This window comes from Xenophilus arseniciresistens (assembly GCF_028023875.1).
Lineage (GTDB): Bacteria > Pseudomonadota > Gammaproteobacteria > Burkholderiales > Burkholderiaceae_C > Xenophilus > Xenophilus arseniciresistens.
In genome coordinates, this window is record NZ_JAQIPB010000011.1 from 109479 (window position 1) to 121518 (window position 12040).

Here is a 12040-nt window from a genome sequence, read left to right on the forward strand (position 1 = left end):
GAGCCGCCATGAGACACCGTCACATTGATGCGTTGAAGACCAAGAAGACCCTGCCGCGGCACTGGCGCCTGCGGCCCCTGGCCCTGTCGCTGGCCTGCATGGGCATGGCGCCCGCCCTGGCGCAGAACGTGGCGGGCTTCCCGATGAACGGATCCGTGCCCGTGGGCGGCGGCACGGTGACCATCGGCACACCCGCGGGCGGGCTGATGACCATCAATCAGGCCTCGCAGCGCGGCATCGTCAACTGGGGCAGCTTCTCCATCGCCCCGAACAACACCGTGAACGTGGTGCAGCCCAGCGTGGCCAGCGTGCTGCTCAACCGCGTGACCGGCGGCACCGCTTCGGTGATCCAGGGCAAGCTCACCAGCACGCTGGCCGGCTCCAGCGTGCCCGGCTCGGGCGGCTCGGTCTACCTGATCAACCCCTCGGGCGTGGTGTTCTCGGCCGGCTCCAGCGTCAGCACGGGCGGGCTGATCGCCTCTACGCTGGACATCGAGGGCCCGGACGAAGCCGGGCGCAACGCCACTTTCATGGCCGGTGGCAAGCAACTGGTCTTCGGCGGCGGCCTCAGCGACGCCAACAGCACGGCGCGCGTGAGGCTCGAACCCAATGCCCTCATCGAGGTGGGCGAGAAGGGCACCGTGGGACTGATCGGTGGACTCGTGCGCAACGAGGGGCAGATCAGCGTGGCCCAGGGCTCGGTGGGCCTGGTGTCGGGCTCGCGCGTCACGCTGGACTTCGAGGGCGACGGCCTGACCAAGTTCTCGGTGCCCGGCGGCATGATGAACATCTCGGTGGCCGACGTTCAGACCAGCTCCGGCACCAACGCGCAAGAAACCGCGCTCAACGCCAGCACCACGGCGCAGGTGATGAACGCGGGCAGCATCTCGGGCGATGGAAGCCGGATCGTGCTGATGGGCGCGTCGGGCGTGGCGCAGCAGGTGGTCAACCACAGCGGCACCATTCGCGCGCGCTCGCTGGCCAGCCGCGGCGGCGAGATCGTGCTGGAGGCCGTGGGCGCCAATGTGGACAGCAGCGCCGGCCTCTCGGTGAGCGGTTCCCTGGATGCGAGCGCCGTGGAAGCCGGCGTGGCCGGCGGCAGCATCCGCACCACGGCCGGCAATCTGTACGTGGCGCCGGACGCCAAGATCAAGGCCGGTGGCGGCGCGGGCGGCGCGAACGGTCGCTGGACAGCCGAATCAGGCAACACGCTCAGCGTCGTGGGCGCGAACCGCACGGGCAGTGTGTCGGCCGCGACCATCGGGGCCGCGCTGAGCCAGGGCACCGACGTGACCTTGACCACGCGCTCCTCCGGCACCGGAGCGCAGGTCAACGACGGCGTGTTCTTCGAAGGCGGCGCGCAGATCGTCAAGGACGGCGGGCCCGATGCCACGCTGCGCGTGAATTCGGTGGGCAACATCGACATGCGCTTCGACGGTGAACTGGCGAACACGGGCGTTCCCGGTGGCGTGAGCATCAGCTCCACCACCGGCAAGCTCAACGTCGAATTCAACGCCGACGCGCAGGGCCTGGCCATCCTCGACGAGGGCCTGCCCAGCGGCGCCGCCGCGGCCATCCGGCTGGACAACGCCGTCATCAACGCCAACGGCGGCGACATCCTCTTCTTCGGCCAGAGCAAGCTCGACGGCAGCGCCGTCGGCGGCCAGGTCAAGGGGCTGGAGGCAGACGGCGTGGGCGACGTGCGCAGCGGCATCTTCATCAGCGACAGCCAGCTGAGCACCACCGGCAGTGGCGTCATCGCCATGAAGGGCACGGGCGGCATCGCCTCGGTGGGCAGCGGCGTCTACAGCGCCACGCACGGCGTGAGCATCGAGGGCACCAGCACGCTCAAGAGCGGTGCGGGCGCCATCAGCCTGAGCGGAGCCGGCGCGCTGGGTGCGACGGGCGTGCGCGTGCTGGGCGACGGGCGCCTCACCAGCCTGCAGACCACCAGCGGCAACATCACGGTCGTGGGCTCCACGCGCGACTGGGCCACGGGCGAGCCCGTGGGCAACCTGTCCGCGGGCAGCGGGGCCAGCGCGGGGGTCCACATCGGCAACACCACGGTCCAGGCTGGCGGCGACGTGAGCATCACGGGCACGGGAGGCGATCTCTCGGGCATGGCCCCCGAGCTGCAGCGCGCGGCGGCCTCGGGCGCGGTCTTCAATGCGGAGGTCGCGGCCTCGCAGGGCGTGGTGATCGAGGGCACGAGCGTGGAAGCGGGCGCGGGCCGCAGCATCAGCATCACGGGCACGGCCGGCAGCGATGGCTTCGGCTTCGACAGCGGCGGCAACCCGCTGACCTATGGCCCGGTGGACAACCGCATGAAGGCCTGGGCCGTGCGCGTGGGCGCGGGCTCGCGCCTGGCGGCCGAAGGCGGCGCCATCACCCTCGTCGGCGGCACGGGCGACCTGCGGTTGACGGCCGGGCTGTACGACACGCCGGTGCTCAACGTGGCCAGCACCACGGGCCTGGGTGGCAAGATCCACGTCAGCGGCCGCAACATCCTGGTCGACTCCGCGGCCGACCTGCCCTGGCTGGCCGATGCCAGCGGCAAGACCGGCGGCGGCAGCATCACCCTCGAAGGCAACGCCGTGGCGGGCGCGGGCAATGAGAACACCGGCGTGGTCGCGATCGGCTCCGACGTGCTTCTGAGCGCCAACACCACGGGCGAGACCGGCAACGGCGGCACCATCCGCGTGGTGGGCCAGCGTTCGCTGCGCGCCCACGGCCGCTTCGAAGCCAGAGGCGGCTCGGCCGGCGGAAATGGCGGCAGCATCGAGACCTCGGGCGGCAGCTTCGACATCAGCGGCGTGCGCATCGACGCCTCGGCGCCCTCCGGCACGGGCCAGGCCGGCAAGTGGACGATCGACCCCTACGACGTGACCATCGTGGATGGCAATGCCAGCGGCTCGCTGCCTTCCAACCCCTTCGATCCGGTGTTCACCTCCTTCGTGCAGGACGGCGACATCAACGCCGCGCTGGACAGCGGCACCAGCGTGACCCTCACCACCGGCACCAGCGGCACCGACCCGGGCGACATCCGCTTCGGCAGCGGCGTGGTGATCGAGCGCACGGTGGGGTCCAACCGCGTTGCCTTCCAGCTCGACGCAGCCAACAACATCGGCAAGACCTTCTCATCGAGCTGGGCGGCGCCCACCATCCGCTCCACCACGGGGCCGATGGACGTGATCTTCAATGCCAGCCTGGGCGGCAAGTTCGGCTCCATCGACTTCGGTGGCTCGTCGGCGGCCGACCGGGCCACCATTTCCACGCAGGGTGGCAATGTGATCATGCGGGCCGGGGGCACTTCGTCCTCGATATCGGTCTACGACACGAGCATCAACACCGGTGGCGGCAACCTCGATCTGCAAAGCGGCACTGCAGGTGTCGCTGGGGACTCTTCGCGCGTCTATCTGGACGCATCAGTGACGACCGGCGGCGGCAATGCCTCCATCACGGCCTATGGCGGCGCCAATTCCTCCGTCGAACTGAGCTCCAGCGCCCAGCTCACGACCAACGGCGGCGCGGTGTCCATCCTCACCGGCCAGACCGACGCGCCTTCGGGCACGGTCTACATCGGCGGTGCGCAGATCGACACGCGCGTGGGTCAGTCCGACGCGGGCGCGGGCGGCGCGCTGACCATCGAAAGCGGCAGCGTGACGCTGTCGGGTACGCAGATCGCCACGGCCACCGGCAATGTGTCCATCGTCGGCACGGGCAGCTTCGACGGCAGTCCCGGCGTGTCGATCAGAAATGACAGCCAGATCAGCACCACCAGCGGCAATGTCGAAGTCAAGGGCGTGGTGCGCGCCAACCCGTCGTCGGCCTTCTTTGCCAGCCATGGCGTGGTGGTGGGCGGCGGCAGCGGCATCACCACGGGCGCCGGCAGCATCCGCCTGCAGGGCTCCTTCGGCGGAACGAGCTTCGACGGCACCGACAGCGGCGTGCGCCTGGAAGAGGGCGCCAGCCTGATCACGCGCGGTGGCGACATCGAGTTGACCGGCAGCTCCACGACGGACACCCCCGGCCTGTCCATCCAGCCAGGCGGCACGCCCTCGCTGCCCGGCGCGGCGCCGGTGGTGCAGTCCGGCGGCAACCTGATCCTGCGCGCGTCCAGCAACGGCGGGCAGGCCCTGGTGATCGATGCGCCCGTCAGCGCCGCAGGCACCATCAACCTGCGCCCGGGCGGCCTCGACGACAGCTCGCTGACCACCTTCGACGCCACGGAAACCCCCATCACGGTGGGCGGCGCGGCGGGGTCGGGCTTCACGGTCTCCGACGCGATGCTGGCGCGCTTGAACGCGCCCTCGGTGGTGATCGGCAGCAACACGCATGCGGCCACCATCACCGTGGCCGGCCCGGTGTCCAGGGCCGGTGCGCTGACCCTGCAGAACCAGGGCGTGAGCGCAGGCGGCCTCGCGGCCAGCGGCATCGTGCTCAACGGCGGCATCACGGCGGACCGGCTGGGCCTGCTGTCGTGGGGCGACATCAGGCAGACGGCGCAGGCGCCCATCGTGGCCCAGCACCTGCTGGCGCGCTCGGGCGGCGGCAGCGTGCTGCTGGACCAGGCGCCCAACAACGTGAGCGAGAACACGCTGGGCGGCGGCGCCTCCGGCGACTTCCGCTACCAGGACGTGGACGCCGTGCGGCTGGGCAGCGTGTCGGTCACGGGCTTCGATGCGGCGGCCAACCAGTCGCAGGTGGTGTCGGCCACCTCCATGTCGGCCAACACGGTCTTCGTGCGCACGCTCTCGGGCGATCTCACGCTGGACACGCCCATCACCACCGCTTCGGGCACCGAGCTGGTGGCGGCCTCGCGCTTCCAGAACCCGGGCGGCGGCAGCATCAGCGGTGCGCCCTGGCGCATCTGGGCCTACACCTGGGAAGGCGAGTCGCGCGGCGGCCTGGCGGGCACGGCGCCCGATGTCTTCCGCTGCCCCTACCCGGGCGCGTGCGCCGGCATCATCGGGGACAGCAGCCAGTTCATCTACGCCACAGGGCCGGTGGTGGTCACGCCGCCGGTCGTCACGCCACCGGTCGTCACGCCACAGCCGGAGCCGCCGACCTTCGTGCGCCCGGTCATGCCCGTGCCCGACGTGGTGCGCGACATGCCCAACACCTACACCTTCGACCGCAACATCGGCCCGCTGCCCATGTGCTTTGCCACGGGCGCACTGGGTTCGGACCAGGCCCGCGGCGGCAGCGACCTGCTGGCGCGCGAATGGTCGCGCGTGCGCTCGCGCCCCAACCTCACCAGTTGCGTGGACACCGAGCGCAAGAACGGTTGCGCGGACTTCTAGTCACGCGGCGCGCCTTCTCTGCCTTGGCGCGCCGTGATGACGAACAGCTGCGCCATCAGGTCGGCCAGCAGCCGCAGCTGCGGGTCGTCGGTCAGCGGCGCATGGCGATAGGGCGCCACCTCGGCCTCCAGGCCGTCGACCGGGCCGGCGAAGAACAGGCGCCGCAGCGCGTGGCCCAGCACCTCGTTCTCGCTCGCGCGGTCGCGGTCGGTGATGGTGCTGTGGCCCAGTTCGCCCTGGCGCGGCGTGGCCAGGAAGGGGGCCAGCACCGCCGCGCGCAGGCGCCCCTGCTCGATCAGCGTGCTCAGCGTGAGGTCCAGGGCCTGGGCCGGGCCGGCGGCCAGCGCCTGGCGCAGCAGACCCGGCAGGCTGCGCAGCCCGCGCGGGGTGGCCAGGTAGGCCACGGCGCCCCAGTTGTACAGGCCCTTGGCTTCCAGGATCTCGATGCCCGCGAGCGCCTCGCGCGGCGCGCCGGCAGCGGCCGGCGGCAGGTGCTGCCTGAGGCTGCGCCACAAGGGCAGCAGGGCGGGCGCCGAGGTGTAGGGCATGCACTCCAGGAACACGAGGTCGAAGGCTTCCAGCCGGGCCAGCGCCTCGGCCTGGCGCAGCAGCTGCGGCAGCGCGGGGCTGAGCAGCGCATCGTCTTCGAGCACCAGATGGAAGCTGCCCGGCAGGCCCTGCTCCAGGGCTGCCAGATGCGACAGGAAGCAGGCATGCTCGCCCGCGGAAATGCGGCTGCCGTGGACCGTGTGCGGCGCCTGGGCGCCGTGCAGGTCGGCCGCATCGACGGCCGCGAGCCGCGTGACGCCGTGCAGGCCCAGCGCCTGCAGCTGCGCCTGCATGGCTTCGCGCCGGGCGCTGCTGCGCTGCAGGTTGATGAAGCAGCCGTTCATGGTCTGGATGGGGCGCCGTCAAAAGAATGGATGGGCGCATTCTCGCGCCCGCAGGGCCTGGGCCTGAGGCAGGCTGAATGAGCACGCCAGCCCCTCCGCAGCCCTGGCTCAGCATCGTGCTGCCCTTCTGGCGCAAGCTGCGCGAGTTCGAGCAGGTGCTGCCGCTGAACGCGCCCTGGTGGGCCCGCGAGGGCATCGAGGTGGTGATCGCGCTGGACGATGCGGCCGATGAGCAGGCGCTGGGCGCGCTGCTGGCGCGCTTTGCCGCCGTGCGCTGGGTGCTGGTGGTCAACGACCAGCCGCATGACTGGCGCCCGCCCTGCCGGGCCATCAACGCGGGCGTGCGGCAGGCCACGGGCCGCTTCGTGCTCGTGCACTCGCCCGAGTCGGCCTATGTGGGCGACGCGCCGGCCCTGGCGCTGCAGGCCGCGCTTTCGCAGCCGCGCGCGGTGGCGCTGGGCCGCGTGGGCTTCGCGCGCTTCGACGAACTGGCCGCCGGGCCGGGCCAGCCGCAGCAGGCGTTGCAAGCCCTGTTCGATGCGCGGGTGCCCGAGGCGCCCTACCTGCGCACCTTCTATGGTTCGCTGTGCTGCGCGCGCGAGGCCTTCGAGGCCGTGGGCGGCTATGACGAATCCTTCGCCGAATGGGGCGGCGACGACGACGACCTGCGCGTGCGGCTGGAGATGGCGGGCTGGCAACTGCTGGCCTGCACCGCGCTGCGCCTGCTGCACCTGTCCTTCGAGCCGCGCGACGGCGGCGAGCACTACGACCCGGCGCTGGACTGGCAGCGCTGCACGCCCGAGGTGGCGCATGCCAACGGCGCGCCGCAGCACGCGCACTGGGGCCGCGACTTCTCGCGCCTGGCGCGCCGCGATGCCGTGCCTTCGACCGAGGCCCTGCCCGGCTGGGCCGGGCCGCCGCCGGCGCCGCAGCCGCTGCTGCCCATGGGCTCGCGGCGCCAGTGCGAGCTGTGCGCGCGGCTGCTGCACCACGAGCGCGCGCCGCGCTTTTTCTGCCCGCGCTGCAGCGATGCGCAGGTGCCGCGGCCGCTCACGGCGCCGCCGCGCATCGTGTGCGTGGTGCAGGTGCGCAACCAGGCCGGCTGGCTGGCCGGCTGCCTGGCGCACCTGCGTGCGCATGTGGACGGCTTCGTCATCCTCGACGACGGCTCCAGCGATGAGACGGCGCAGGTGGCGCAGCGCGAGCCACGCTTGCTGGAACTGTTGCGCAACGAGCCGCAGGAGCCGCACGTGTGGGACGAGCGCGAGAACCGGCGCCGCCTGCTCGAATGCGCGCAGCGCCACGGCGCGGCCTGGGTGCTGCCCTGCGACGCCGACGAGCGCTGCGAGACGCTGTTCCTCACGCACCTGCGGGCCATCGTCGATTCGCTGCCGCAGGACCGGCTGGTGGGCCTGTCGCTGGACTGCTGCGAATGCTGGGACGCGCCCGACCGCATCCGCATCGACGGCCTCTGGGGCCGCAAGTCGCGCGTGAACCTGTTTAGGCTGCCGCGCGAGATCCGCTTCGACGCGGCGCCCGCGCTGCACGGGCCCTGGTACCCCGACGTGTTCACGCGCGAGGGCGAGGTGCTGGTCAGCCACTACCGCTTCTATCACCTGGGCGCGATGCAGCAGGCACAGCGGCTGGCGCGGCGCGCGCGCTACCGGCAGCTGGATCCGCAGCGCCGCTTTCAGGCCGTGGGCTATGACTACCTGGCGCAAGAGGGTGCCTCGCTGCGGCTGGCGCCCATCGCGCCGTGGCGCGGCTACGAGATGGCTTCCCTGCCGCTGGAGATCGCCAGCCTGCGCGCGAAATCGCCGCGGTAGATGCGCGAGCCGGTGTGGCTCAGGCGCGAGCGCGTGTCCACGTGGATCTGCCCGCCGATGGACTGCCAGCGCCGGCAGAAGGCGAAGTCCTCGCTGAGGTAACGGCCGTTGCCCGGCTCGGCCCACACGTCGAAGAAGCGGTAGTGGGCCAGCGCGGCCTGGGCCGCGTCGTCCATGTGGTCGGGCGTGTAGCGCAGCTCGGGCATGGCCTGCGCCAGCCGCGTGAACACGCTGCGCTCGATCAGCATGAAGCCCGTGGGCGCATCCAGCACCGGCATGAAGCCGTCGGCGTCCGCGCCCGTGGTGTGGCCCGGGTCGAGGTTGATGGGGAACACCGCATGCCGGGCCTCGAAATCCTCGCGCGTGCTGCCTGCGGGCAGGGCCTGCGCCAGGCCCTGGGCCGGCCAGCCGTCGGTCTTCTGCGGATAGATGCCGGCCACCACCGGGCGGCCGGCCAGCAGCAGCCGCAGGGCGTCCTCGGGCTCGAAGCCGATGTCGGCGTCGATCCAGAACAGATGGGTCCATCGCGCGTCGGCCATGAACTCGGCCACCAGCCGGTTGCGCGCGCGCGGGATCAGGCTGTCGCCGTCCAGAAAGCGCGTGTGCATGGCAAAGCCGTGCGTCCAGGCCGCGTTGACCAGGCCCATCAGGCTGCGCACGTAGTGCGAGCCCAGGGTGCCGCTGTAGCTGGGCGTGGCGATGAAGGGGCGGATCTGCGAGAGGGCCGAGGCGTCGAGCATGGCGGTGGGTTCGTTCAGATCTTCGGGGCCGAGGGCGCGCGCTGGGTGGACAGCAGCGCACGCAGCCGCGCGGGCGCCACCGGCTTGGTCAGCAGCAGCACGCCCTGGTGGCGCAGGCGCTGCAGCGCCGGGGCGCTGGTGGCGCCCGAGACGACGACGAACAGCGCCTCCGGCTGCCACTCGCGCGCCGCCGAGAGCACGGCCAGGCCGTCCTGCGCGGGATGGAGGCCATCGGGCACGGCCTCGTCGGCCAGCTGCAGGTCGCACAGGATCGCGTCGAAGCGCGCGCCCGGCGCGGCCAGCTGGCTGCGGGCCTCGGCCGCGCTGCGGCTCATCTGCGTGCTGCAGCCCCATTGCTGCAGCAGCGCGCGCGTGCCTTCCAGGATCACCGGGTCGTCATCGACCACCAGGCAGTGCAGCCCGGCCACCGAGGCCGGCGCGGGCGCGGCCGCCTGCGGGGCCTGCGCATCGTCAGGCGTCTGCGCCACCGGGCAGGCGCGTGCGAGCTGGATCGAGAAGGTGCTGCCATGCGCCAGCGCCGAGCGCAGCGCGATGCGCGTGCCCAGCAGCGCGGCGATGCGCGCGCAGATGGAAAGTCCCAGGCCGAAGCCCTGGCGCCGGTCGCGCTCGGTGTTGCTGACCTGGTAGAACTCCTCGAAGATGCGGCTCTGGTGGATGGGCGCGATGCCCACGCCGTTGTCGCGCACCTCGATGCGCACGCCGCCTTCGCGCGCACGCGCCACCACCATCACCGTGCCGTCCAGCGGCACATGGCGGATGGCGTTGCTCACCAGGTTGCCCAGCACGCGCTGCAGCAGCGCGGCGTCGCTGCGCACCCACAGGCCGCGGTCCTGCCAGACCAGGCGCACGCGGCCCTGCACGGCCTGCGCCGAATGCTGGGCCGCCAGCGCATCGAAGAGATCGGCCACGCGCACGTCGCTCTGGGTGGGCGTGAGCACCTGCGCGTCCAGGCGCGAGATCTCCAGCAGGTCATCGAGCAGCAGGCTCATGAAGGCCGTGCTCTCCTGCAGCCGCTGCATGGCCGGGCGTTGCGCCTGGCTGGCATCGGCCAGCAGGCCGTCGATGAACAGGCCCATCGCATGCAGCGGCTGGCGCAGGTCGTGGCTGGCCGCGGCCAGAAAGCGCGCGCGCGACAGCGCGGCCTGCTCGGCCTCGGTCATGCGCATCAGGGCCACGGCGGTGGCTTCGCGCACGCGCGCCTCGCTGATCTGCTGGTGCTGCTGCAGGTGCAGCGCGAGCCGGTTCACGTCTTCGGCCAGGGTGGCCAGCTCATGGTGCGGGCCCTTGCTGCGCGGGTCGCCGGCCAGCTCGCAGCGGGCTTCGAAGTTGCCGGCCTGCAGCTCGGCCACCGTGCGCGAGAGCCGGGCCAGCGGCTGCGACACGTGGCGCGCCAGATGGCGCACCGCCAGCCAGGCTGCCACCAGCGCCAGCAGCGCCAGCCCGGCGCTGGTCAGCAGCGCCATGGTGCGCGCCTGCGAAAGGGCGCGCGTATCGCGGAAGGCCTGCACCATGCCGATGGGCCGCAGGTCGGCCACGGCGCTGCCCGGTGGCGCGAAGGCCGTGGCCTGCGAGGCCTCGCGCAGCGTCACGGGGGCCGAGAAGCCGCGCTGCGTCAGGCCCGGGAGCGGGCCGGCGCTCACGTAGATGCCGGCGCTGTTGCTGATCTCCACGCGCGTGGCCTGGCCCGTGCGCAGGGCCGCCTGGGCCAGGTTCTGCAGCGCGGGCAGGTCGCCTGCGTACAGGCTCAGGTCCGACAGCGCCGCCACCTGGCGCGCCAGCGCCAGGCCCTCGGCCTCGAACACGGCGTCCAGGGTGCGCAGGCGGCTGTGCGTGAACCAGCCCGTGAGCAGCAGCGCCAGCAGCAGGCAGGGCAGGATGCCCAGGCGCCGCAGGTCGCGCTGCAGGCTGCCGCGCAGCAGCTTGCGGGCGCGCGCCTCGCGCGGCGGCGTGGCAGTGGGCGGCGCAGGGACAGGGACAGGGGCAGGTGCGGCATGGGTCGGCAGGCGCGGCATCGGCGCCGGCCCCGCGCCACCGGCTGGCAGCGATGCCTGCGCCGAGCCCGGGCCCGCGGGATGGAGGCCGCTCATCGCGCTCAGGAGCCCTGCACCGGCAGGCCCAGGCGCTCGGCCAGGGCCTGGTCGCTGGGCAGGCGCAGGTCCAGGCTGCGCGCCACATGCGGGTTGATGCGCACGGCCGCGGGCGCGGCCCATTCCACCAGCGGCTGGCCGCCTGCGCGCCGGCCCTGCAGACGCTCGCCCAGGGCCTGGGCCTGTTGCGCCAGCCGTGCCGGCGCCAGCACCAGGGCCGCCAGCGCACCGGAACGCACGAAGCCCTCGTGCGGGCCGATGACGGGCACGCCGGCCGCCGCCGCCGCGCGCAGCACGGCCAAGGTGGCGGGCTGGCTGTTGCCGATGGCGTCGGGCAGCACCAGCAGCACGTCGCTGCGTGGCAGCAGGTTGCGCAGGGCGGCGCCCAGCGCCAGCGGGTCGCTGGCGGTCTCCACCTGCAGCTCCCAGCCGCGGCCGTCCTGCTCGGTCGCGCGGCGCAGCGCCTGCAGCAGCGCGGCCGAGTCCGCCGTGACCACCACGCCCAGGCGCCGGCGCTCGGGCAGCAGCGCGTCGATCAGCGCCAGCTGGTCGGCCGCAGAGGGCTCGCGCAGCAGCACGGCCACGCGCGCGTCGGGGCCGGTGCGCGGCAGCGCCTGGCTTTCCTGGTGCGAGAGCAGGGCCAGCAGCAGGGGCTCGCGCGGGGCGGCGTCCAGCGCCGCCCGCGCGGCCTCGGGGCCCACGGCCAGGGCCACGGGGTCATCGCCCGCCAGCCGCAGGCTGCGCGTGCGCACACCCGCGGTGATGGAAGACGTTTCGGAGGACGCACCAGACAGCAGCGCCTGCAGGAACTCGGCCTGCGCCGGGCTGGCCGGCGCGGCCTGGGTCGGTGCGGGCAGCATGCGCCACTCGACGGCCCAGGCGGTGCTGGCTGCGGCCAGCAGCAGCCACAGCAGGGCGACGCACAGAAGGCGGCGCCCCGGCCCGGCACGCCCGCCATCGCGCGACAGAGACTGAGCCAGAGTCATGAGCGCACACACCACAAACGAAGGGCCCGCAACCCGCGGGCTCCTGACAGACGAATGTACGCATCGCCCGGCCGGGGCGCGATACGCGATAAGGCCGAGGGTGCGGCGCGCGCCGTGCTGGCGGGCAGGCCGCAAGACCCTTGCAGCAGCCGCATGGCCGCGAACGCCGGCGCGCGACGCACGC

The 12040-nt window shown here is 72.8% G+C and carries 6 protein-coding genes; 2 read left to right on the top strand and 4 right to left on the bottom strand.

Annotated elements, in window-relative coordinates:
* The first annotated feature begins 8 nt into the window (after window positions 1-8).
* Complete coding sequence (locus PGB34_RS20400) at window positions 9-5303, top strand: beta strand repeat-containing protein (protein ID WP_271429950.1); 5295 nt, start codon at window positions 9-11, stop codon at window positions 5301-5303.
* On the opposite strand, the gene PGB34_RS20405 is transcribed toward PGB34_RS20400, so the two are convergent.
* Entirely contained in the window at window positions 5300-6196 is an 897-nt protein-coding gene (locus PGB34_RS20405; RefSeq protein ID WP_271429951.1) for a glycosyltransferase family 25 protein, read from the bottom strand. The two genes, PGB34_RS20400 and PGB34_RS20405, sit on opposite strands and share 4 nt — an antisense overlap.
* A 77-nt stretch (window positions 6197-6273) precedes the next feature.
* Between PGB34_RS20405 and PGB34_RS20410 the strand changes: the two genes are divergently transcribed.
* On the top strand, window positions 6274-8022 hold the full coding sequence (locus PGB34_RS20410) for a glycosyltransferase family 2 protein (protein WP_271429952.1): 1749 nt from the start codon (window positions 6274-6276) through the stop codon (window positions 8020-8022).
* On the opposite strand, the gene PGB34_RS20415 is transcribed toward PGB34_RS20410, so the two are convergent.
* From PGB34_RS20415 to PGB34_RS20425, 3 genes are read right to left on the bottom strand one after another with little or no spacing between them, the layout of a single operon-like run.
* Entirely contained in the window at window positions 7962-8762 is an 801-nt protein-coding gene (locus tag PGB34_RS20415) for a hypothetical protein (protein ID WP_271429953.1), read from the bottom strand. The two genes, PGB34_RS20410 and PGB34_RS20415, sit on opposite strands and share 61 nt — an antisense overlap.
* 14 nt (window positions 8763-8776) lie before the next feature.
* On the bottom strand, window positions 8777-10870 hold the full coding sequence (locus PGB34_RS20420; RefSeq protein ID WP_271429954.1) for a hybrid sensor histidine kinase/response regulator: 2094 nt from the start codon (window positions 10868-10870) through the stop codon (window positions 8777-8779).
* Window positions 10871-10875: 5 nt separating this feature from the next.
* Window positions 10876-11856 carry an ABC transporter substrate binding protein gene (locus PGB34_RS20425; RefSeq protein ID WP_271429955.1) on the bottom strand — a complete coding sequence of 327 codons (981 nt, stop codon included), beginning with the start codon at window positions 11854-11856 and terminating at the stop codon, window positions 10876-10878.
* Window positions 11857-12040 lie beyond the last annotated feature (184 nt).